Annotated in this window: 17 protein-coding genes and 1 pseudogene; 10 read left to right on the top strand and 8 right to left on the bottom strand. The window is 60.6% G+C overall.

Annotated elements, in window-relative coordinates:
- Positions 1 to 629 precede the first annotated feature (629 nt).
- From dnaQ to NIBR502773_RS28220, 3 genes are all read right to left on the bottom strand, one after another.
- Entirely contained in the window at positions 630 to 1,370 is a 741-nt protein-coding gene (gene dnaQ / locus NIBR502773_RS28230) for a DNA polymerase III subunit epsilon (RefSeq protein ID WP_168209049.1), read from the bottom strand.
- Between the two features lie 82 nt (positions 1,371 to 1,452).
- Positions 1,453 to 1,905, bottom strand: a complete 453-nt coding sequence (gene rnhA / locus NIBR502773_RS28225; protein WP_003173571.1) for a ribonuclease HI — start codon at positions 1,903 to 1,905, stop codon at positions 1,453 to 1,455.
- A gap of 44 nt (positions 1,906 to 1,949) precedes the next feature.
- Positions 1,950 to 2,708 (bottom strand): class I SAM-dependent methyltransferase, encoded by a 759-nt coding sequence (locus NIBR502773_RS28220; RefSeq protein ID WP_053134936.1) that lies wholly within the window; start codon positions 2,706 to 2,708, stop codon positions 1,950 to 1,952.
- Positions 2,709 to 2,773: 65 nt separating this feature from the next.
- Here NIBR502773_RS28220 and gloB point away from each other — a divergent pair, with 65 nt between their 5' ends.
- Positions 2,774 to 3,541: a hydroxyacylglutathione hydrolase gene (gloB, locus tag NIBR502773_RS28215; protein ID WP_065941202.1), complete on the top strand. Its 768-nt coding sequence runs from the start codon at positions 2,774 to 2,776 to the stop codon at positions 3,539 to 3,541.
- A gap of 98 nt (positions 3,542 to 3,639) precedes the next feature.
- Positions 3,640 to 5,055, top strand: a complete 1,416-nt coding sequence (locus tag NIBR502773_RS28210; RefSeq protein ID WP_027606497.1) for a lytic transglycosylase domain-containing protein — start codon at positions 3,640 to 3,642, stop codon at positions 5,053 to 5,055.
- A 143-nt stretch (positions 5,056 to 5,198) separates the two neighbouring features.
- Here NIBR502773_RS28210 and NIBR502773_RS28205 read toward each other — a convergent pair whose 3' ends face one another.
- The gene (locus NIBR502773_RS28205; RefSeq protein WP_141156085.1) at positions 5,199 to 6,347 is read right to left on the bottom strand and encodes an integrase core domain-containing protein; all 1,149 of its coding nucleotides are present in this window, start codon (positions 6,345 to 6,347) and stop codon (positions 5,199 to 5,201) included.
- A gap of 199 nt (positions 6,348 to 6,546) precedes the next feature.
- Between NIBR502773_RS28205 and NIBR502773_RS28200 the strand changes: the two genes are divergently transcribed.
- The 7 genes and pseudogenes from NIBR502773_RS28200 to NIBR502773_RS28170 all read left to right on the top strand — a co-directional run bounded on the left by NIBR502773_RS28200 (position 6,547) and on the right by NIBR502773_RS28170 (position 18,514).
- On the top strand, positions 6,547 to 8,376 hold the full coding sequence (locus NIBR502773_RS28200; RefSeq protein ID WP_115486255.1) for an extracellular solute-binding protein: 1,830 nt from the start codon (positions 6,547 to 6,549) through the stop codon (positions 8,374 to 8,376).
- Positions 8,373 to 10,217, top strand: a complete 1,845-nt coding sequence (locus NIBR502773_RS28195) for an extracellular solute-binding protein (protein ID WP_141157515.1) — start codon at positions 8,373 to 8,375, stop codon at positions 10,215 to 10,217. The genes NIBR502773_RS28200 and NIBR502773_RS28195 overlap by 4 nt, the downstream gene beginning before the upstream one ends.
- Entirely contained in the window at positions 10,218 to 11,294 is a 1,077-nt protein-coding gene (locus NIBR502773_RS28190; protein ID WP_027606500.1) for a microcin C ABC transporter permease YejB, read from the top strand.
- Between the two features lie 12 nt (positions 11,295 to 11,306).
- Positions 11,307 to 12,314 (top strand): annotated as a pseudogene (locus NIBR502773_RS28185) (ABC transporter permease); the annotation flags it as partial.
- Between the two features lies 1 nt (position 12,315).
- Complete coding sequence (locus NIBR502773_RS28180) at positions 12,316 to 13,929, top strand: ABC transporter ATP-binding protein (protein WP_141157514.1); 1,614 nt, start codon at positions 12,316 to 12,318, stop codon at positions 13,927 to 13,929.
- A 177-nt stretch (positions 13,930 to 14,106) separates the two neighbouring features.
- On the top strand, positions 14,107 to 17,553 hold the full coding sequence (locus tag NIBR502773_RS28175) for a hypothetical protein (protein WP_141157513.1): 3,447 nt from the start codon (positions 14,107 to 14,109) through the stop codon (positions 17,551 to 17,553).
- A 73-nt stretch (positions 17,554 to 17,626) separates the two neighbouring features.
- Entirely contained in the window at positions 17,627 to 18,514 is an 888-nt protein-coding gene (locus tag NIBR502773_RS28170) for an AraC family transcriptional regulator (protein ID WP_141157512.1), read from the top strand.
- Here NIBR502773_RS28170 and NIBR502773_RS28165 read toward each other — a convergent pair.
- The 3 genes from NIBR502773_RS28165 to NIBR502773_RS28155 form a co-directional block, all read right to left on the bottom strand.
- Entirely contained in the window at positions 18,456 to 19,043 is a 588-nt protein-coding gene (locus NIBR502773_RS28165) for a LysE family translocator (RefSeq protein ID WP_065941195.1), read from the bottom strand. The two genes, NIBR502773_RS28170 and NIBR502773_RS28165, sit on opposite strands and share 59 nt — an antisense overlap.
- Before the next feature lie 185 nt (positions 19,044 to 19,228).
- On the bottom strand, positions 19,229 to 19,858 hold the full coding sequence (locus NIBR502773_RS28160; protein WP_065941194.1) for a ribonuclease T2: 630 nt from the start codon (positions 19,856 to 19,858) through the stop codon (positions 19,229 to 19,231).
- 19 nt (positions 19,859 to 19,877) lie between these two features.
- Positions 19,878 to 20,858 carry a Gfo/Idh/MocA family protein gene (locus NIBR502773_RS28155; protein ID WP_141157511.1) on the bottom strand — a complete coding sequence of 327 codons (981 nt, stop codon included), beginning with the start codon at positions 20,856 to 20,858 and terminating at the stop codon, positions 19,878 to 19,880.
- A gap of 127 nt (positions 20,859 to 20,985) precedes the next feature.
- On the opposite strand from NIBR502773_RS28155, the gene NIBR502773_RS28150 reads away from it, so the two are divergent.
- The gene (locus NIBR502773_RS28150) at positions 20,986 to 21,348 is read left to right on the top strand and encodes an NUDIX hydrolase (protein WP_065941192.1); all 363 of its coding nucleotides are present in this window, start codon (positions 20,986 to 20,988) and stop codon (positions 21,346 to 21,348) included.
- A 100-nt stretch (positions 21,349 to 21,448) separates the two neighbouring features.
- Here NIBR502773_RS28150 and NIBR502773_RS30680 read toward each other — a convergent pair whose 3' ends face one another.
- On the bottom strand, positions 21,449 to 21,625 hold the full coding sequence (locus tag NIBR502773_RS30680) for a hypothetical protein (RefSeq protein WP_168166840.1): 177 nt from the start codon (positions 21,623 to 21,625) through the stop codon (positions 21,449 to 21,451).
- Positions 21,626 to 21,711: the final 86 nt, after the last annotated feature.

Raw genomic sequence — 21,711 nt, 5'->3', positions numbered from 1 at the left:
CTCATATTTGATTGGCTGATACACCGCTATCGGGGCATGGGTATCTACACAACTTTGGTGTGGCCTGAGCCTGTGGCGAGGGAGCTTGCTCCCGTGACGGCTCGGGAGCCGAGGACTATCTAACTGATGCACCGCGACATAAATGTGGGAGGGGCGGTGCGACGATTCGACTTGCCCCCGATGGCGGCCTCTGGGCCGACTATTTTTTTGGATTGGACCGGGTACATATCCGTTGCTGCGGTAACGGCGGCTATGGGTTCCGCCCTTACGGCGGCTCACTTTTGAACAGCGCAAAAGTAAGCAAAACGCTTCGCCCCACCACTCGGCACCTCGCCCAGGCTCGGTGTGCCCGTAATCCGACAGTGATTTGGGGGGCCGCCGCCACGCGCCATCCATGGCGCGGGGCGGCTAAACCGGCATCCCTGCCGGTTTACCCCCCAAATCACTATCGAATTCCGGCCAGCGTGGTTTAACGGGGCGCCTGAGATCAAGATCAAAAGCAAGATCAAGATCAAGATCAAGGGCGGCTCGCTTCGCATCGTGGTTACCGTTGGCGGCTACAACGTTGTGTAGATACCCATGGCTATCGGGGGCAAGCCCCCCCACATTTTGATCATACCTACGCAGGGCTATTGTTGTGTTAACTGGGTCCACAACGCCGGGGCACCCGCGGACTTGGCAATGGCTTCCAGTCGCGCCGCATGCTCGGCCAGATCCTGCTCGCTGGCGCGAATGATGGTGGTGGGCTTGCGATCGGCCGGCAGGCGGCGGATTTCCGAAGGGCGGTTGCCCGAGCCTTCCGCCGAGCCACTGCCGTCGGAGGCGTTGCCGGCCAGGGACAGGCTGGTCTGCCCGCCGGTCATGGTCAGGTAAACGTCGGCGAGAATCTCGGAGTCGAGCAAGGCGCCGTGGAGTTCACGGCCGGAGTTGTCGACGCCATAACGCTTGCACAAGGCATCGAGGCTGTTGCGCTGGCCCGGGTGACGCTCACGGGCCATCATCAGGGTGTCGAGGATCGAGCAGTGCTTGGAAATATCCGCACGATCAGTCTGCCCCATCAGGGCAAATTCGTTATTGATGAAGCCGACGTCGAACGCCGCGTTATGGATGATCAACTGGGCGCCGTTGATGAACTCGAAGAACTCATCGGCCACTTCGGCGAAACGCGGCTTGCCCTTGAGGAACTCGTCGGTGATGCCGTGGACGCCGATGGCGCCTTCGTCACTGTCGCGGTCCGGTTGCAGGTAGACGTGGAAGTGACGACCGGTGAGGCGCCGACCCATGAGTTCGACACAGCCGATTTCAATGATCCGGTGGCCGTCGGTCACCGGCATGCCGGTGGTTTCGGTATCGAGTACAACAGATCGGATCGCCATCAGGGTTCAGCTCTCAACGGTGTGGTGTGCAGTGTGGTGTGAGTCAAGGAGCGCGATGTTAACACGTCAGCCAACATCAGCTCTGCTTGTAGCCCCGCACTTCGTCCACACCTCTATTGGCAAGCTGGTCGGCGCGCTCGTTACCCGGATGGCCGATGTGCCCGCGCACCCATTTCCAGGTGATGTCATGGCGGTTGCATTGCTCATCGAGCAATTGCCACAGGTCGGCATTCTTGACCGGCTCCTTGGCCGCGGTCTTCCAGCCGCGCTTCTTCCAGTTGACCATCCACTCGTTGATGCCTTTCATCACGTATTGCGAGTCGGTGACGAGCAGCACGTTGCAGCGGCGCTTGAGTTCTTCCAGGCCGCGAATGGCGCCCATCAGTTCCATGCGGTTGTTGGTGGTGTTGGCTTCGCCGCCCCACAACTCCTTCTCTACGCCCTTGCACACCAGCAAGGCGCCCCAGCCGCCGGGGCCGGGGTTGCCCTTGCAGGCGCCATCGGTGAAGAGTTCTACGCTATCGGTCATCGGTTACATCCATCAAGACGGGCAGGTCTGAAATCAAAAAAGTTCTACGGTTCGCTTTGCTTGCGGTTGACCTTGGCCATCGGCATCGGCACCAGTTTGCCCATGGGCTGGCGCAACACCTGGCGCACTGGCCGCAGCCCGACCACGATCTTGCGCGCCACCAATAAATAGAAGCCGCCACCCGACAGTTGCCAGGCCCCTGCGCGGCGTTCCCAACCGGCCAGGCGACCTTGCCACTTGGCCGAGGCAAGCGGCGGACGATAGCACCCGAAGCGGCGTTTCTCCAGCGCGAAGCCCAGCAGGTTGAGCCAGTCCCCGACCCGTGATGGCGAGATGCAGCGCGCCTGGCGCAGGCCATCATGGGCGAACACATGGCGCAGGCCCCAACTGCTCCAAGGGTTGATGCCGATAATCAGCAAATGGCCACCAGGGCGCACGCTGCTGGCCGCTTCACGCAGCAGACCGTGGGGCGACAGGCAGAAATCCAGGCCATGTTGCAACACCACCACATCGGCGGCGTGCTCGCTCAATGGCCAGGCCTGTTCTTCGCAGACAATCTCCACCCCCGGCAACGGCGCGCCCAGGCGCACATTGCGTTGCACCTGGGGCGCCGCGGGCGGGGTCTGGGCCGACGGACCGTAATGCACCAGGTAGCCGCCAAAGAAACGACCCAACTCGTCTTCGAGCATGCGCCGCTCTTCATCCAGCAGAAATTGCCCGATGGGCCCGGACAGCCATTCACGGGCTGCGCCGATCAGGGCCAGCCACTCAGGATCGGCCTGGGCGAACGCTTTATCAGTCATTGCATTCTCCAACTCGCCTAGACGTTCTAAGATGCACCAATGTGTTCAGCTTGGCGAATCGAAGAATGATACAGATCAGTGCCCTGCCCGCCTTCACCGATAACTACATCTGGTTGCTGCAGGACCCGCAGACCCAACGTTGTGCCGTGGTCGATCCCGGCGATGCCGCGCCGGTACTGGCCTGGCTCGAGCAAAACCCGACGTGGACCCTCAGCGACATCCTGATTACCCACCATCACCACGATCATGTCGGCGGTGTCGAGCAACTCAAGCGGGTGACCGACGCCAAGGTGTATGGTCCGGCCAACGAGACGATCCCGGCGCGGGACATCGCGCTGCAGGATAACGACCGCATCAACGTGCTGGGCTGGGACTTCGACGTCTATGCCGTGCCCGGCCATACCCTGGGCCATATCGCCTTCTACCACCAGGGCGTGCTGTTCTGTGGCGACACCCTGTTCGCCGCCGGTTGTGGCCGCCTGTTCGAAGGCACGCCGGAACAGATGCACACCTCCCTCGAGCGCCTGGCCGCCCTGCCCGCCGATACCCTGGTGTACTGCACCCACGAATACACACAAAGTAACCTCAAGTTTGCCCAGGCGGTGGAACCGCAGAATGCCGACATCTCCGAACGGGTGGAAAACGTCCGGCAGCTGCGGGCCCGCGGCGAGATGACGCTGCCTTCCAACCTGGCCCTGGAAAAGCGTACCAACCCCTTCCTGCGTACCTCTGAAACATCCGTTAAACAAAAAGCGGACGAACGGAATGGCCGTGACAACCGCTCTGGGGCCGAGGTATTTGCTAGCTTGAGGGCGTGGAAAGATAAGTTCTAAAGGGACGCAATCTGATACGTAATTTCTGAATGGTTGACCGGAACCAAAGTGCTTTCTAGAATCGCCCGACATTTTTGCCCGGAACTTACTTCCAGCCAATGTCGTCATCTATTCGTAAAGCCAACCATTCAGACGCATTGACCCGCCTGGCTCAAGCTGTGGCGGTGGCTGTGTCCGCCACGCTGGCGGGCTGCCAATCGACAAATTTCGCCGCACAATCCACCGTGCAACCCAAGCCCAACCTTGCCGCCAAGATCAAACAGAAACCCGTCATCTGGCTTTCAGAGAAACCTGCTCCAGAAGTGCCTCAGGACGTGTGGGAACGCATGCGCCGGGGCTTTCAATTGCAGGACAACGTGGGCGTCAACCCGCGCATCGAGCAACAGCGCCTGTGGTTCGCCAGCAACCCGTCCTTCCTGGAGAACGCCGGTGAACGCGGCAGCCTCTACATTCATTACATCGTCGAACGCCTTGAAGAACGCAACATGCCCCTGGAGCTGGCGCTGCTGCCGGTGATCGAAAGTGCCTACAACCCGATGGCGTATTCGCGCAGCGATGCCGTCGGCCTGTGGCAGTTCATCCCCTCCACCGGGCGCTACTTCAACCTGCGCCAGACCCGCGCCTACGACGGCCGCCGCGACATCACCGCCTCCACCACCGCCGCCCTGGACTACCTGACCCGTCTGCACGACATGTTCAACGGCGACTGGCTGCTGGCCCTGGCCGCCTATAACGCCGGCGAAGGCACGGTGAGCCGTGCCATCGAGCGCAACGAGAAGCTCGGCCTGCCCACCGACTACTGGAACCTGCCCCTGCCCCAGGAAACCAAGGACTATGTGCCCAAGTTCCTGGCGCTGTCCCAGGTGGTGCTGGCCCCCGAGGCCTATGGCGTCAACCTGAACCCGATTGCCAACACGCCGTACTTCGAAGTGGTCGAGGTCAAGCAAAGCATGGACCTGTCGCGGGTTGCCGCGCTGGCCGAGATCGACGAAGACGAACTGTTCCAGCTCAACCCGGCGCTCAAGCAACGCACCACCCTGGATGGCCCGCAGCACCTGCTGGTGCCGAGCTCCAAGGCACAATTGCTCACCAGCACCCTTTCGACGATGAAGCCGGAAGAATTGCTGGCGATGCGCCCGAAAAAACAGGTGTTCGACGAAGTCGAGACCGCCCGGGTGGCCGGCCGCACCCGCAGCTACAAGGTGCGCAGTGGCGACAACCTCACGCTGATCGCCAAGGCGAACAAGGTCGATGTGCATGACCTGCAGCGCTGGAACAAACTCAACGGCCAGGCCCTCAAGGTCGGCCAGACCCTGGTGATGCAGGACACCCGCAAGCTGGTGGCGAAGGCCGACAGCAAGAAGCCGGTGCAGTACAAGGTCAAGAAAGGCGACTCGCTGTACATCGTCGCCAAGCGCTTCAACGTCGAGATGCAACATCTCAAGCGTTGGAACCCCCGTACTGGCCAGGCGCTTAAGCCGGGGCAGATGCTTGTAGTGTCTGGGCCGCGCTAAGGTTTTAAGAACACTGTAGAACCAATGTGGGAGGGGGCTTGCCCCCGATAGCAGTTTGTCAGCCACCAGATTCATTGGCTGATCCACCGATATCGGGGTGTAGAACCGTAGACATCGTTTACATCTGAAACCGGGAACATCGTTTACACATTTGAGGCCTGGACGCGGGTCATACCTCGTCCAAGCCTCCCCAAGGGATAATCACACAGGTACAAATCCCAAGCATCATCTTCAGCTTCTTTGAGCCCTATCCTTTCCCCGGACAGCGCCTCGCTGATAAATACCAACTTGCCGTTCCACTTGATCGATCCGTCCTGCCTGACGCTTCGAACTTTCATTTCTGCCGGATATTCCACATCGGGCAAGCATCCTGGATAAATTCGGGTGGACGGCACATACAAGTCTCCCGGACTTTTCATGCCGAGCGCTTCGTGAGGGCGTACGTAATTAAACTCATGCCTGAAATGCTCCAGCAAAAGCTGCTGCTCGACTAAGTTTTTCCCTAAGGGCAACTCAAGTTTCAAGCTACGGTGCATTCGTTCATGGCGACCATTCTGGGCAGGTCTTCCCGGCATGGTTCGCTCGGGATAAATACCCAGCCGAATCCACCAAACTGCCAGTGTGGATATTCTTGCCAGGCCAGGAGAGGCGAACGGTACCCCGTTGTCTGAACGGATAACTTCCGGCATGCCGTACTCCTGAAAAAGCCTCTCAAAGGCCTGTTTTACGGGCTGGGTCATGATCTTGGGATGGGCCCTACACGCTAAAATCAGCCGCGACGCATGGTCTGTGACGGTCAAAGGGAAGCACATCTGAGCATTAAGCATCTTGAACTGCCCTTTGTAGTCAGCACACCACGTCTTGTTAGGTTCGTCGGCCTTTCGCATTTGTGCGTGGGAAATGCTGTGTCGGCGTTTGAAGCGCCGCTTTTTGACGAGCCCAAGTCGGTCAAGCCATTGACCGGCCGTACTTGGAGAGGGCCAGGTGACGCAGGGATCTTCCAGCCGTAATAGTTCGAGAAGCTTTTTCGGCCCCCATTTATCGTGAGCCTCCTTCATCGCGACTACACGGGCCAAAATCTCGTCGTCGGTTTTATTTGGGCTGTTGTGAGGTCGCCGGGACAGTTCGGATAAAGACCTCAAATCGCCGTCGTGCCGGGCAATCCACTTATCGACGGTAGGTCGGCTAACGTCAAAGCGGCGTGCCAACTGGCTTTTGGTGAAGTTGCCAGAAAGCCAATCAGCTACCAGCTTGATTCTTTGATTCATGGGGGACTCTTGGTTCCAGGGCATGATCAGTTACCTCCTGATCATGCGTATTAGCCTGTAAACCATGTCCCCGGTTAGAAATGTAAACGATGTCCCCGGTTTGTACCGGGGCAAGCCCCCTCCCACACTGAATCTCCAGTGTTCCCAACCGGCTTTTTCCAACCGGAACAAGCTGTTACTGTACCGATCATAAAGCCCAAGCCGCCTGGATCGGATCCCTGACTTGAAGCGTCCCCTCCTTCTACTAATAAGTCTGGCCTTGAGCTTTGGTGCGAACGCGACAATAACCGAGAGCCACGGTTACACGCAGTTCGGCACGCTCAAGTACCCGGCCAAATTCACCCACTTCGATTGGGTAAACCCTGCAGCGCCGAAAGGCGGGACCTTGCGGGTCATGGCATTTGGCACCTTCGATACCCTCAACCCCTACACGTTCAAGGGTTCAAGCCCGGTTTCCACCCCCAACTTCCTGCAATACGGCGTCAATGAGCTGAACGAGCCGTTGATGGTCGGCACCGGTCAGTACGCGCCGTCCGGCGACGAGCCCACCTCCAGCTACGGGCTGATTGCCCAGTCGGTGGAATACAGCGAGGACCGCAGCTGGGTCGTATTCAACCTGCGTCCGCAGGCGCGCTTCCACGATGGCAAGCCGATCACGGCCTATGACGTGGCATTTTCCTATCGCACCCTGCTGACCGAAGGCCACCCCCAGTACCGCACCAACCTGCAGGAAGTGGCGCGGGTGGACATCCTCAACCCTCACCGCATCCGCTTTGTGTTCAAGCGTGCCGGCAACCCGTTGCTGATCCTGCGCCTGGGCGAATTGCCGGTACTGCCTCAGCACTATTGGAAAAACCGCGACTTCAAGGCGACCACCTTCGAACCGCCCCTGGGCAGCGGGCCGTACCGTATCAGCAAGGTCACCCCTGGACGCCAGCTGGTGTTCGAACGGGTCAAGGATTACTGGGGCAAGGACTTGCCAGTCAACCAGGGTTTCTATAACTACGACAAGGTCGAGGTGGAGTTCTACCGCGACAGCGATGTGGCCTTCGAAGCGTTCAAGGCCGGCGAGTTCGACATTTACATCGAGCACCAGGCCAAGAACTGGGCCAATGGCTACAACTTCCCGGCGGTGAACCGTGGCGAAGTGATCAAGGCGCAGATCGCCCACCAGATCCCGACCCAAAGCCAGGGCCTGTTCATGAACACCCGGCGCCCGACCTTCAGCCAGACCAAGGTGCGCGAAGCCCTGGGGTTGATGTTCGACTTCGAGTGGACCAACCGCACCCTGTTCAGCAGCGCCTACAAACGCACGCTCAGCTATTACCCCAACAGCGAATTCGCTGCTACCGGGGTGCCAACCGGCCATGAATGGCTGATGCTCTCCCCCTACCGCGACCAGCTGCCGCCCAACCTGTTTACCCAAGCCTTCAGCCTGCCCCAGACCGACGGGCGCGGCATCCCCCGCGAAACCCTGCGCCACGCCCTGGCGCTGCTGGGCGAAGCCGGCTGGAAGCTGTCGGGCCAACGCCTGCTCAACAAGGACGGGCAACCGCTGCGCTTCGAGATCCTGCTGGTCAACCCGAACCTGGAGCGCATCCTGCAGCCCTATGTCGAGAACCTGATCAGCATCGGCATTGACGCACGCCTGCGCACCGTCGACCGCGCTCAGTACAAGCAACGCCTGGATCAATTCGATTTCGACATGATCCTGATCACCCTCAACCAGACCTTGAGCCCCGGCCTCGAACAGTGGCAGTACTTCCACTCCAGCCAGGCCGCGATCAAGGGCAGCAAGAACTATGCGGGCATCGCCAACCCCGTTGTCGACCACCTGCTGGAACAACTGCTGGCGGCGCAGACCCGCGAAGAACAACTGGCCGCCGGCCGCGCCCTGGACCGGGTGCTGCTGTGGCAGCACTACAGCATTCCCAACTGGTACCTCAACTATCATCGCCTGGCGTACCGCAACCGGTTCGCCTTTGTCACCACGCCGCCCTACAGCCTGGGCCTGAGCGCGTGGTGGCTGAAAGCTTCGGAGAAAGCCCAATGATGTATTTGCGCAACGTACTGCTCGGCAGCCTGTTGCTGTGCACCACGGCCCACGCCGCGCCGCAACACGCACTGACGCTGTACAACGAGCCGCCGAAATACCCCGCCGACTTCAAGCACTTCGACTACGTCAACCCGGATGCTCCCAAGGGCGGCACCTTCCGCGAGTCGAGCATGGGCGGCTTCGACAGCCTCAACCCGTTTATCAGCAAGGGCGTGCCGGCCGACAACATCAGCCTGATCTACGACACCCTGGCCATGCAGAGCCTGGACGAACCCATCACCGAATACGGCCTGATCGCCGGCAAGATCGAAAAAGCCCCGGACAACAGCTGGGTGCGCTTCTACCTGCGTCCCGAAGCGCGCTTCCACGACGGCCACCCGATCCGTGCCGAAGACGTGGTGTTCACCTTTCAGGAACTGATGAAGGAAGGCTCGCCGATCTACCGCACCTACTACGCCGATGTGGATGAAGTGGTCGCCGAAGACCCGCTGCGGGTGCTGTTCAAGTTCAAGCGCACCAACAACCGCGAATTGCCGCTGATCCTCGGGCAACTGCCGGTACTGCCCAAACATTGGTGGGCCACGCGGGACTTTGCCAAGGGCAACCTCGAGGTGCCCCTGGGCAGCGGGCCGTACAAGGTGGCCGAGGTCAAGGCCGGGCGCATGATCCGCTACGAGCGGGTCAAGGACTACTGGGCCAAGGACCTGCCGATCACCAAGGGTTTCTACAATTTCGACAACCGCATCACCGACTACTACCGCGACAGCACCGTGTCCCTGGAGGCATTGAAGGCCGGGCAGTTCGACTACTGGCTGGAATTCAGCGCCAAGAACTGGGCCAATGCCTACAACATTCCGGCCGTGACCGAGGGCCGGCTGATCAAGGAAGAAATCCCCAACGGCAATCCCACCGGCATGCAGGGTTTTGTGTTCAATACGCGCAAGCCGATGTTCCAGGATGTGCGTGTGCGCAAGGCCATCAGCCTGTTGCTGGACTTCGAGTGGAGCAACAAACAGCTGTTCAACGGCGCCTACACTCGCACCCGCAGCTACTTCGAAAACTCCGAAATGGCCGCCACCGGCCTGCCCGGCCCGGATGAGCTGAAAATCCTCGAACCCCTGCGCGACAAGATCCCCGCCGAAGTCTTCACCCAGGCCTTCGAGCCGGCCAAAACCGACGGCAGCGGCATGATCCGCACCCAGCAACGCGAGGCCTACCAACTGCTGCAGGAGGCCGGCTGGCGCATCGTCGACGACAAGATGGTCGACACCACGGGCAACCCGGTCACCATCGAGTTCCTGCTGGCCCAGACCGAGTTCGAGCGCATCCTGCTGCCGTTCAAACGCAACCTGGCGGACCTGGGCATCGACCTGGTGATCCGCCGGGTGGACGTTTCGCAGTTCGTCAACCGTGTGCGTTCCCGGGACTTCGACATGATGGTGGGCAGCTTCCCGCAATCCACCTCGCCGGGTAACGAACAACGGGAATTCTGGAAGTCCTCCAGTGCCGACAAACCCGGCAGCCGCAACTACATGGGCCTCAAGGATCCGGCGGTCGACCAGTTGGTGGAAGAACTGATCGACGCCGACTCGCGCAACAGCCTGATCGCCCATGCCAAGGCCCTGGACCGTGTGCTGCAGTTCGGTTACTACGTGATCCCCAATTGGCACATCAAGACCTTCCGCGTGGCGTACTGGGACCACCTCGGCCATCCGAAAATCCCGCCACGCTATGATGTGGGCACCGCCACCTGGTGGGCAAAGCCCAACGTAAAACCTGCCGTCACCCTGGAAACGGCTACCGACACGAGCGCCGATGCGGCGAGCGGAGGCGATTAAATGCTGGCCTATATTGTTCGCCGCCTGTTGCTGATCATCCCGACGTTGTTCGGGATCCTGCTGATCAACTTCATCATTATCCAGGCCGCCCCCGGGGGCCCGGTGGAACAGATGATCGCCAAGCTCGAAGGCTTTGAAGGCGCCACCAGCCGCATTGCCGGCGGCGGTGCCGAGGTCTCGGTGGCCGGTTCCAGCAGCTACCGTGGCGCCCAGGGCCTGGACCCGGCGCTGATCAAGGAAATCGAAAAGATGTACGGCTTCGACAAGTCGGCGCCGGAACGCTTGTGGATCATGGTCAAGAACTACGCCCGGCTGGATTTCGGCGACAGCTTCTTCCGTGACGCCAAGGTCATCGACCTGATCAAGGAAAAGATGCCGGTATCGATCTCCCTGGGGTTATGGAGCACGCTGATCATGTACCTGGTGTCGATCCCGCTGGGGATCGCCAAGGCCACGCGACATGGCAGCCACTTCGATGTGTGGACCAGCTCGGCAATCATCGTCGGCTATGCGATCCCGGCGTTCCTGTTTGCGATCCTGCTGATCGTGGTGTTTGCCGGCGGCAGTTATTTCGACTGGTTCCCCTTGCGTGGGCTCACGTCCAACAACTTCGATGAGTTGAGCTGGGGCGGCAAGGTGCTCGACTACTTCTGGCACCTGGCGCTGCCCATCACCGCGCTGGTGATCGGCAACTTCGCGACCATGACCCTGCTGACCAAGAACAGCTTTCTCGACGAGATCAACAAGCAATACGTGATCACCGCCAAGGCCAAGGGCCTGACCAACCACCGGGTGCTCTACGGCCATGTGTTCCGTAACGCGATGCTGCTGGTGATCGCCGGCTTCCCGTCGGCGTTCATCGGGATTTTCTTCACCGGCTCGTTGCTGGTGGAAGTGATCTTCTCCCTCGACGGCCTGGGCCTGATGAGCTTTGAAGCGGCGATCAACCGCGACTACCCGGTGGTGTTCGGCACGCTGTTTATCTTCACCCTGCTGGGGCTGGTGGTGAAACTGATCGGCGACCTCACCTACACCCTGGTCGATCCGCGTATCGACTTCGCCAGCCGGGAGCATTGAGATGAACCTGTCCCCCTCAATCGCCGCCGGTTCGAGCGGTTCAAGGCCAACAAGCGTGGCTGGTGGTCGCTGTGGCTGTTCCTGATCCTGTTCGGGCTGAGCCTGGGCGCGGAGCTGATCGCCAACGACAAGCCACTGGCGGTGCACTACGACGGCGACTGGTATTTCCCGGCGCTCAAGCGCTACCCGGAAACCACCTTCGGCGGCGAATTCCCCCTGGAAGCCAACTATAAGAGCCCGTATATCCAGGAACTGCTCAAGGCCAAGGACGCCTGGACCCTGTGGGCGCCGATCCCGTTCAGCTACCAGAGCATCAACTACGACCTGAAGGTACCTGCCCCGGCGCCGCCTTCGCGCGTCAACCTGCTGGGTACCGATGACCAGGGCCGCGACGTGCTCGCGCGGGTGATCTATGGCTTCCGTGTGTCGGTGCTGTTTGCCCTGACGTTGACGGTGCTCAGTTCGATCATCGGCGTGATCGCCGGCGCCTTGCAGGGTTTCTATGGCGGCTGGGTCGACCTGGCCGGGCAGCGCTTCCTGGAAATCTGGTCCGGTTTGCCGGTGCTGTACCTGCTGATCATCCTCGCCAGCTTCGTGCAGCCGAACTTCTGGTGGCTGCTGGGGATCATGCTGCTGTTTTCCTGGATGAGCCTGGTGGACGTGGTGCGCGCCGAGTTCCTGCGCGGGCGTAACCTCGAATACGTGCGCGCGGCGCGGGCACTGGGGATGCAGAACGGCGCGATCATGTTCCGCCATATCCTGCCCAATGCCATGGTCTCGACCATGACCTTCATGCCGTTCATCCTCACCGGCGCCATCGGCACCCTGACCGCCCTGGACTTCCTCGGCTTTGGCCTGCCGGCCGGTTCGCCGTCCCTGGGCGAACTGGTGGCCCAGGGCAAATCCAACCTGCAGGCACCGTGGCTGGGCATGAGCGCGTTTGCCGTGCTGGCGATCATGTTGAGTTTGCTGGTGTTTATCGGCGAGTCCGCTCGCGATGCCTTCGACCCGAGGAAATGAGATGAATCAGGACAATCTGATCGAAATCCGCGACCTCTCCGTCGAGTTCGTCACGGGCGAGCATCACCACCGTGTGGTCAACAACGTCAGCTTCGATATCAAGCGCGGCGAAACCCTGGCCCTGGTTGGCGAAAGCGGCTCAGGCAAATCGGTGACCGCCCACTCGATCCTGCGCCTGCTGCCCTACCCGCTGGCCCGGCATCCTTCCGGCACCATCACCTATTCCGGCCAGGACCTGCTGACCCTGAAGGAAAAGACCCTGCGGCATATTCGCGGCAACCGCATCGCGATGATCTTCCAGGAGCCGATGACGTCGTTGAATCCGCTGCACTGCATCGAGAAGCAGATCAACGAAGTACTCGGCCTGCACAAGGGCCTGACCGGCAAGGTCGCGACCCGGCGCACCCTGGAGTTGCTGGAACTGGTGGGCATCCCCGAGCCGCACAAACGGCTCAAGGCCCTGCCCCATGAATTGTCGGGCGGCCAGCGCCAGCGGGTGATGATCGCCATGGCCCTGGCCAATGAGCCGGAGTTGCTGATCGCGGATGAGCCGACCACGGCCCTTGATGTCACCGTGCAGTTGAAGATCCTGGAGTTGCTCAAGGAATTGCAGGCGCGTTTGGGCATGGCCTTGCTGTTGATCAGCCACGACTTGAACCTGGTGCGGCGCATTGCTCACCGCGTGTGCGTGATGCAGCAAGGCTGCATCGTCGAGCAGGCCGAGTGCGAGACGCTGTTCCAGTCGCCCCAACACTCTTACACCCAGGAATTGCTGGCGGCGGAACCCAGCGGTGGTCCGGCCAGCAACCAAGTCGGCCCGCCGTTGCTGGAAGTCGATGACCTGAAAGTCTGGTTCCCGATCAAGAAGGGCTTCTTGCGCAACACCGTCGATTACGTCAAGGCGGTGGACGGGATCAACTTCAGCCTGCCCCAGGGCCAGACCCTGGGCATCGTCGGCGAAAGCGGCTCGGGCAAATCCACCCTGGGCCTGGCGATTTTGCGCTTGATTGCCAGCAAGGGCGGGATTCGTTTCGAAGGCCAGCAACTGGACACGCTGACCCAGCAACAGGTGCGCCCGTTGCGCCGGGAAATGCAGGTGGTGTTCCAGGACCCGTTCGGCAGCCTGAGCCCACGCATGTGCGTCAGCGAGATCGTCGGCGAAGGCCTGCGCATCCACAGGATGGGCACGCCCGCCGAGCAGGAAGCGGCGATTATCGCGGCGCTCAAGGAGGTGGGCCTGGACCCTGAGTCCCGTCATCGCTACCCCCATGAGTTCTCCGGCGGCCAACGCCAACGCATCGCCATCGCCCGCGCACTGGTGCTCAAGCCGCGCCTGATTCTGCTGGACGAACCGACCTCGGCGCTGGATCGCACCGTGCAACGGCAAGTGGTGGAATTGCTGCGCAGCCTGCAGGCCAAGTACAACCTGACCTACCTGTTTATCAGCCATGACCTGGCGGTGGTGAAGGCGCTGAGTCACCAGTTGATGGTGGTCAAGCAGGGGCAGGTGGTGGAGCAAGGCGATGCGCGAGCGATTTTCGCTGATCCGCAGCATGGGTATACGCGTCAACTGCTGGAAGCGGCCTTTCTGGTGCCCTGCCCGGAGCGCCTCTGAGCGATGAGCACGCCCACCTCCTGCGTGGGCGTGCCTCGCCATTGGATCACCGTGGCTGCCTACTCGACCTACAGCAACTCCGGATGGCGCAGGCTATCAAGCGCAGGTAAAAACCCTCGACCATGAAGCTCCGCTCAAGAGCGTTTTCTTGGGCAACCTTGAAACGGAACTTCATTCATGTACGAATTTGCCCCGCTGATTGCCGCTGCGGCGACCGAGCCACTGCCTGCCAGCCCCGTCTTGTTTGCCACCCAGGATGATCTGAAGCTGATCAACAGCCTGGTAGCACTGCTGTCCCCCGCCTTACCGCACAATTGGACTCTGCTGGGGCCTCCCGCGTTGATCGCGGTCGACCGCAATTCCAGGCTTGGCCAATGGATGGTGCTGTTCGGCAAGGCTATCAACCAGAGCGTGTTCCTGGCATGGGCCGACGCGCAGCACCTGGAGTATCGAAGCATCAAGGTCATGGGAAGCTCCCTGCACGCCAATGTCATTCACGAGGACCAACTGACTTCCAGGGCCTTTCATCTTCATGACGACCCAGGCTGGCTGGAAGTGTCCGCGCCGATCCTGGGTATCTCCGAGATCATTGACCCCAACCAACTGGGCGTGCCCTATATCGACTTGCCAAACGGCCACAGTACGTTTGAATTGCCACTCGAATTGACGCTGGCGTTCTACGGCTACACGTTGCCCAAAAACCAGATCCAGGCACGGATGATTGTCGATGAGCTGCAGGCCTACCATGCCTTTCCAACGATGGGTGACAATGGCCGCGCGCAGTCGGCGACACGTCATGAAATGCACGCCCAGCACCTGGATTTGCTGCAACTGGCCGATAACCTCGAGCAATGCATGGCCAGCGCGGCAGCCGCAGATGAACCCCATGACAGCTACCTCGCTTACCGCCACCGCCTCACGCTGAGGTCTGACTCTTTCGTAGCCCACACCTTGAAAGAGGCCGCGCAATTACTGCAGAGCGTGATCAACTCGATCGAGTTCACGCAAACGTTCCCGACTGCGTTGGGCCCCGATGAATACTTTATTTATTCCGGCGAGGATCATTCCCTGCGTGCCTCATCCGCAGAGCTCCAGGGGATCAGCATCAGCCTGCGTACACACCTGGGTGGTGCGCCAGTGGCGGGTCGGCTGATTCGACTGGCGCAATATGCATCGTTGCTGGGAGAACAGGTGGCCTCCAATAACAGCCTGAGCCTGGCAGAGCTCATGCACTTCTACGCCATCGAGGTCCCCCTCCAGGCAAGCGATGTGCACGCCCTGATCACGCGCCTGCGCCAGTCATCCGTGCCTGGGCAGCCGTACTGCAGTGAAGCGGCCCAGGATGCGCAATGGCTCAAGCGCAAACAAAACAGCCTGAGCGCCCTGAATAACTTTAATCGCCTGCAGACAGAGTTGGAGCGCGTCAGCGCTGGCAAACAACCCGATGAAACGGTTGAGCTCGACGATACGGTCGAGCTGGACACTGACTCGATGTTCTACCAGTTGCTGGAGGAGAGCGCCGAAAAACTGCTGATGATGATCAAGCACAGATCATTTGTCGCCATTTGCGTGAAACGCGGTATCGACGACGAAAAGGCGCTGGTACTGCTGACTGAAGAGGGGTATGTAGGCGCGGACGACAGGGACGGCATGCGCAGAAGCCTCACGGACGATATCGTCTCCAGTCCAGCGCTCAAGCTCTATCTCACGCCCTTGCAGGAGCTGGCCAAACAACTGGGTGGCGAGCTGCGCAGTGATATGAAGGCCACCCTCAAGCAGTTGATGAAGTTCCTGCGCATGACCGAAGTGAAGACAGCGGACCAGGCCCAACAGGCAGCGCACTACCTGAGGGCCGTCAGGGCTGCGACACCACGGCTGGGCAACTACTGGCAGGGCCTGGGCCAGCCGCAGCCGTCATTGCTGACCTTATCCAGCGCACAACGCCGACAGGTATACGAAGCGCAACAGGCGTTTGCACAGGCGCAGGGAGCGCCCCTGTTCAAGTGGCTCGGCGAACCTTGTTGGGCGAGCAAGAGCGCCCCCAGGATCCGCGCCGAAGCGGACATGCTGCTGAACCAGATGGTGCAGAGCCCGCGCAGCCAGCTATTGGTCGAGCGCCTGAACACCCTCGTCATCTGGTCCGATGCCGCACTGCACGGTACAACGCCGCAACAGCGCCGGCAGACACTGCTGCTCAGCGCACTGATTCTGAGCCTGGACGAACAGGCCGGCACACAACGCAACCTGGTCGGCGGGCTGGCCATCGACACCGATTACTACTGGGGTGACAACTGCGCACTGGTGCGCAGCAATCTGGAAGCCCTCCTGCGCCAGACCCTTCTGGAGGGTGCACCATTGGCCGCGCATTTGCTGCTCAGTGGCAGCGCGCCACAATTGCTGGTGCGCAACATCCCCGAAAACCTGCCTTACCTGTGCAACCAGAACTGGGTCGTGTTCAAGCAGTTCGTTGATTTCATCGAGTTGAAAACCCCTGGCGCCAGCCGGTACATGACACTTGAGAACATCATGACCCTGGTCCATAACCCTGCCACGACGCTCAACCGGGAATTCTGGGCGCTGCCTCCTACGGTCGATCCCGTCCTCGACTGGGCGCGTGCCAATGGCGTAGTGGATATGACGGACACGGACCTGCCCTTTAAAGGCGAGCTCGCCGTGCGCACCTATGAGAAACAGAAGCGCACCCTCAACGATGCCTTCGGCTCGCTGCACACTCCCTATCCGGATCAGAAGGAGGCGGCATTGAGGTACCTGCGTGAGGTCTATCCGGATAACGCTCACCTGGACAAAACCGTGTTCATGCCGGCGCCCTTCCTTCCGCCCGGTATTCGCTATCCGCAAGTCAGCACCCAGGATATTTCCTTTTCCCTGGCCGAACTGTATCTGGCCGGTGAGTTAAAGCACATGGAACGCTGGAGGGCGATTCAGCCACAGGTACTGGTCAACAGGTTTTCGCCCCCCTTGAGAACGCTCAAGGACCACAACGCCGATGAAAACTTCCACGCCGCGCTCGAATCCCTACGTGAGAGCTATATCGTGTACATTGCCTACCTGCTGTCCTGCCTGCCGCTGCCCAAGCGCGTCAGCCTGGAGCAGGGAAACATCGAACTGTACCTGCTGCGCAAACCATCTCCCTCTGTCCGGGACACGATGATCACCGCACATTTTGGATGCCTGTTGCGTGTTCGCTACCAGCGGGATCGCTACCTGCTGCAAGTGCTTCCCAGGCAGATGCTGATCACGCAGCTGGCCAACCCGCCATCCGGCCTGCTGAATGACACGGTCGCTCCAGGCCCTGTTCAGTTGCAGATCGATTGGAGTGCTTATCTCACCGGTTCCGAACCCGTGGCGGGCGCCAGTTCGCAGGTCCTGCTCCATCCCCTGGACGCCACCCTCATAACGGATACCCAGGGTGACCCCGCCCCCATACCGAAGTCCTGGCAATCGGCACGACTCGAAGCGATTGCCAGGATGGTCGTTGACCAATGCCTGCTCAGTAACCACCGGGATCTGAGCGAGTCCACGCAGAACCTCAACAATGTGGAAAAGGTCCTGATGATCAACAAACGCCGAAACGAGCGTTTGCACAATCTGAAACCCTATTAAGTCATCGGCTACCCAAACGCCAGGGTCTGTGCAACGATCCGTTTCTGATCTTGACTGCCCTGGAGTCGCGCCCATGACACCGCCCACCCCTTTCCCCGCCGCACCGCGCTTCTGGCGCGACGAGCGCCTGCCGTTCATCGAAGCGCGGACCATTGCCGACGGGCGCAAGGTCACTTACACCCGTCACGCCCATGAGCATTTCTCCATCGGCGCGATCACCACCGGGCGCAGCTATTACCATTACGGCACCGATACATTCCAAATCAGCGCCGGCACCGTGGTGTTGATGAACCCCGGCGATGTGCATGCCTGCAACCCTATCCACGACCAGCCCTGGTCCTATCATATGCTGTACCTCGACACGCCCTGGCTGACAGAGCTGCAGTACCAATTGGGCTTCAGTACCGACCAGGGTTATCGCCCGTTCAATACGCCGCATACCCGTGACCCGCTGCTGTACAGCGGCTTGCTGGCGTTGTACCGGATGCTGGTGAACGAGCAGGCCGAATTGCTGCAAAAACAGAGTGCGCTGGTGAGCTACTTCAGCGAAGTCCAGCAGCGCCTGAACCCTTCACCCACACCGATGCGCGAGGTCAACCACAAGTTGGAGCGGGCCGCCGAGTACATCCGTGCGCACTGCACCGAGGCGTTGAAACTCGAAGATATCTGCCTGGCGGCCGAACTGTCGCCGTCGTACCTGATCCGCGCCTTCAAGCAGTACTACGGGCTGACGCCCCACGCGTTCCTGGTCAACCAGCGCATCCAGTTTGCCCGCACCCAGCTGCGCAAGGGCGAGTTGATCGCCGACGTGGCGCTCGCCGCGGGCTTTGCCGACCAGGCGCACTTCCAGCGCACCTTCAAACAGCATTTCGCCGCCACCCCGGGGCAATACCGCGAGGTGCTCAAGCCATCAGCAAATAACCCACACTGGCCACCAGCAACGCGGCCATCGAGCGGTTGAACAGGCGCACGCCTTGGGGATTGTCCAGGTAACGGCGTAGAAAGGTCCCGGCATAGGCCCAGCACGCCACCGACAGGTAGCAGATCACCAGGTAGAGACTGGCAAACAGCCAGACTTGCCGCCCATCGCCGTCGGCCACAAACAAGCCCATGCCCGCCACACAGGCCAGCCAGGCCTTGGGGTTGAGCCACTGCATGATGGCGCCGTAGAGCATGGATGGCGCCGTCGCGCTGCCATCCGCGTCGAGCTGGCCGTCATCCACCGCCAGTTTCCAGGCCATGTACAGCAGGAACGCCACCCCGCCCCATTGGATCAACTGGGTCAGGATGGGCCAGCGCACCAGCACCTCGTGCAGCCCCAGGCCGATCAGCACCAACAGCAAGGTAAAGCCAACGGCAGCGCCGAACACATGCTTCTGGCTGGCGACAAAACCGAAGCGCGCGCCGGAACTCAGGGCGACCACGTTGACCGGTCCCGGCGTGATGGACGTGGCCAGGGCGAAGGCGGCCATGGAAATGATCAAGCTCATTGCGGTTCCCTTTTTATGATGAGGCGTAAACAGGGTTCCACGGTATAAGGCCGGGTCAAATCGGTATTGAACAAAATCACCCTGGGGTGTGGATCACACAGTCTTCGACGCCACACACCCGCCATCCTCAGCCAGGATCTCGACCTAGTGCAGTGGCTTGGGCAAAGGTGTGTGGATGCCGGCGTTCAACGCTGCGTGGGGATGCGAATTTCGCCATCACGGCATTGGGTTTTCACACTGCGCGGGCAACCGGCGAAGGCCAGGTCCTTGGTCAGGCACACACGCACCTCCGACAGCACCTTGCCTTTGCAGATCACCGCCAGCCCATGGTTGCCCATGCGCGGGTTGCTTTCGCGAAACAGCGCTTCGATCTCGCGGGCCGGCAACGACGGTGGCGTGTTGAACGGTTGCAGTTGCGCAGGGATGGCAACCACGCCCAGCGCCGCATCGGTTTTCTCCAGGTACGCCAAGGGGTCCAGCCCGCTGCAGGTGCCGTGCTTGGCCCATTCGTGGGTGAGCAGCGAGCGCGTCGGGAACAGCGCCGCGCCTTTGTCCATCTCTTCGCGGCTCAAGCGCGATTGCGGCGCGCAGGTCGCCGGCCACCCTCCCCGCGCGTATTGCGGCCACAAGCCGTGCAGCACAAAGCCGTAGCCTTTGCCCGAACACTGCTCGTTGTCCGGGTGCGTCAGGCAGAAGGTCGGCGACCATGACAGCGACAACACATAAAAATCAAATTCCCCAGGCGTCCCTTGGCTACGCGGGGCCGCCATCGCCGTGGTGGCAAGTGCCAGCCACAGGACCATCCAGTATTTCATTCCGCTATTCCTGGGAAAATCATCCCGGCAGATTGGGGTTACGTTGCAGGACCTTGTCCAGGATCCGATCGGTCTTCAACGCCTCGATGGCCAGCGAAGGATGCTCGGCTTCGCCGCGAATATGCGCGTTCATGGCCACTACGTGGTGCCATTGGATATGCGGGTGGCATGGCACTTCCAGCACCTCGTTGGTCTCGCCCTCCAGGTGGAGCGGCTGGTCTTCGAAGACCGAGAACTGGATGCGCCCACGGCTGCCGATCAACTCGACCCGGTCCTCACGGCGGTCGGCGACGAAGTTCCAGCAGCCCATGCCCAGCGCGCCCGAACTGAAGGTCCAGCAGGCCGTCACGGCATCCTCGGCGGCATAGCTTCCGGCCTGTCGTGCAGTAAAGCCCGCGACCTCGACAATATCCCCGGCCAGGTACTGGAACAGGTCGAAACCGTGGCTGGCCAGGTCGGCAAAGTAGCCACCACCGGCAATGGCCGGGTCGGTGCGCCAGTTGGCGGCGCTGGCGTCCTCGGCGGCCGGCGGTTTGCACAGGGTCCAGGTCAGCTGGCGTAACGTGCCGATGCGCCCGTCCTGTAGCCACGCGCGCACTTGCTGGAAGCGTGGCAGCGAGCGCCGGTAGTAGGAAACAAACAGGTGCAGCCCGGCACGCTCGAAAGTGCGCTGCATCAGCGCGCTCTGTTCGGCGTTCAGCGCCATCGGCTTCTCGACGCAGCAATGCTTGCCGGCCGCCGCCACCATCAGGCTGTATTCCAGGTGGCTGTCGGGCGGCGTGGCGATGTACACGGCGTCCACTTCGGGGTCGTTGATCAGTGCCTGGGCGTCGGTGTAGTAACGGGCAATCCCATGGCGCGATGCATAATCGCGCACGGCTTCCTCGCGCCGCCCCATCACGGCCACCAGCGCCGAACCTGGCGCTTTGTAGAAAGCGGGTCCACTCTTCAATTCAGTGACACTGCCACACCCGATCATGCCCCAACGTACGCTGCTCATCTGTATTCCTCGTCCGTTTTCATCAATCGGGCAGTATCCACATCCCCACCGCGGCGCGCCATAACCACTTAGCATGACAATTGCATTACACTTTTATGACACTCATCCCGCTGCGGGGGCACAGACGATGAAAATACGCGCAACGGTCATTTGCGAACACGAGGGGCATATCCTCTTCGTGCGCAAGGCCAGGTCAAAATGGGCCTTGCCGGGCGGCAAGGTGGAACGGGACGAGCGCCCGGTCGGTGCGGCCGAACGGGAGCTGGAAGAAGAAACCGGATTGAACGTGGACGGGCTGCTGTACTTGCAGGAGCTTAAAGCCCGCGACACCGTGCACCATGTATTTGAAGCCTCGGTGGTGAATATCGCGGATGCACGGCCGCTGAACGAAATCGTCGACTGCCAGTGGCACGCCTATAGCGCCGTGGACGAACTGGACACCACCGACGCCACGCGGCACATCGTCAAATCCTTTCTGCGTCGCCTGTAATTCAGCACGCTGCCCGCGATGGCGCAATTCTAGCTTGACCCCGCCATTCGCTTAGGATTTGACGAACGTGGCAGCTTCGTCACGCCGCTGAAAGCAAAACTCAGTAAGAGATCTGAGACGGAGCGTTTGCCGCTGCGGATTCTGCTTCCGGGCGTTTCACTCGTATGTGCTCAGCCATGCCGTCCGTTTGCGCGCCTCCGAAATCTGCAATCGCGTCTAAAGAATTGGACTGTGCAACAGGTGACTGCGAGCCAGCTAATTTAGAGATATCGGTCATCGTTCCTACCTTCTTACTCTACCCAACGGAATGTGGGGTTTCTTTGAGCGCTATCTCTGTGGCTTGTCAGAATATCCAGTTCCATG

Source organism: Pseudomonas sp. NIBRBAC000502773 (assembly GCF_006517195.1).
GTDB lineage: Bacteria > Pseudomonadota > Gammaproteobacteria > Pseudomonadales > Pseudomonadaceae > Aquipseudomonas > Aquipseudomonas marginalis.
Note: the sequence above shows the minus strand (reverse complement) of the source record. Positions and strands in the feature narration are given on the sequence as shown.

Excerpts from the sequence above, each read along its gene's own strand:
- rnhA (WP_003173571.1), bottom strand. The coding sequence starts at position 1,905 with ATGACCGATAGCGTAGAACTCTTCACCGATGGCGCCTGCAAGGGCAAC.
- NIBR502773_RS28220 (WP_053134936.1), bottom strand. The coding sequence starts at position 2,708 with ATGACTGATAAAGCGTTCGCCCAGGCCGATCCTGAGTGGCTGGCCCTG.
- gloB (WP_065941202.1), top strand. The coding sequence starts at position 2,774 with ATGATACAGATCAGTGCCCTGCCCGCCTTCACCGATAACTACATCTGG.
- NIBR502773_RS28210 (WP_027606497.1), top strand. The coding sequence starts at position 3,640 with ATGTCGTCATCTATTCGTAAAGCCAACCATTCAGACGCATTGACCCGC.
- NIBR502773_RS28205 (WP_141156085.1), bottom strand. The coding sequence starts at position 6,347 with ATGCCCTGGAACCAAGAGTCCCCCATGAATCAAAGAATCAAGCTGGTA.
- NIBR502773_RS28195 (WP_141157515.1), top strand. The coding sequence starts at position 8,373 with ATGATGTATTTGCGCAACGTACTGCTCGGCAGCCTGTTGCTGTGCACC.
- NIBR502773_RS28190 (WP_027606500.1), top strand. The coding sequence starts at position 10,218 with ATGCTGGCCTATATTGTTCGCCGCCTGTTGCTGATCATCCCGACGTTG.
- NIBR502773_RS28180 (WP_141157514.1), top strand. The coding sequence starts at position 12,316 with ATGAATCAGGACAATCTGATCGAAATCCGCGACCTCTCCGTCGAGTTC.
- NIBR502773_RS28175 (WP_141157513.1), top strand. The coding sequence starts at position 14,107 with ATGTACGAATTTGCCCCGCTGATTGCCGCTGCGGCGACCGAGCCACTG.
- NIBR502773_RS28170 (WP_141157512.1), top strand. The coding sequence starts at position 17,627 with ATGACACCGCCCACCCCTTTCCCCGCCGCACCGCGCTTCTGGCGCGAC.
- NIBR502773_RS28165 (WP_065941195.1), bottom strand. The coding sequence starts at position 19,043 with ATGAGCTTGATCATTTCCATGGCCGCCTTCGCCCTGGCCACGTCCATC.
- NIBR502773_RS28160 (WP_065941194.1), bottom strand. The coding sequence starts at position 19,858 with ATGAAATACTGGATGGTCCTGTGGCTGGCACTTGCCACCACGGCGATG.
- NIBR502773_RS28155 (WP_141157511.1), bottom strand. The coding sequence starts at position 20,858 with ATGAGCAGCGTACGTTGGGGCATGATCGGGTGTGGCAGTGTCACTGAA.
- NIBR502773_RS28150 (WP_065941192.1), top strand. The coding sequence starts at position 20,986 with ATGAAAATACGCGCAACGGTCATTTGCGAACACGAGGGGCATATCCTC.
- NIBR502773_RS30680 (WP_168166840.1), bottom strand. The coding sequence starts at position 21,625 with ATGACCGATATCTCTAAATTAGCTGGCTCGCAGTCACCTGTTGCACAG.